Source organism: Oleiphilus sp. HI0080 (genome assembly GCF_001635135.1).
Genome location: NZ_LWFU01000065.1, coordinates 1 through 426, shown reverse-complemented (window position 1 = coordinate 426; position 426 = coordinate 1). Strand labels below are relative to the sequence as shown.

General features: G+C 43.9%; 1 pseudogene. It reads right to left on the bottom strand.

Features of this window, described 5'->3' with window-relative positions:
* A pseudogene (locus tag A3751_RS22395) lies at window positions 1-426 on the bottom strand (acetyl-CoA hydrolase); the annotation flags it as partial.

The window sequence follows — 426 nt, the reverse complement described above, 5'->3', positions numbered from 1 at the left end:
AAACGCTTCGTTATCAATGAGATAATCGAAGGCATCGAGCCTGACCAACGCATCATTGAGCATAAAGGGGAGTTGCGAATTAACCATACCAACCAATTTGATGGTCTTCCCTTTGCTGCGCTCTTCATTTATCAAAGGCAGTATGTCGACTGTCACGTCCGTATTGCTGCTCAACGACAAATATTCAGCGCCTTGATACTCGCCTTTACTGACTTGTTGCACGAGCAGATTGACGCCCTGATCGATCATATCGCGCGCAACATGCGTGTAGTTGCTCGATATATAATGCTGTTGTGCGTAGTTATTCTTCAGCATGCTGCCGGATTTAAAGAAAAACTCACATAATTGGATGTTGTCTGGAATCTGCTGCTTCTTAAGATCTTCGACATAATCGAGACCCACATAGCCATCAAAAAGACGTTCAAA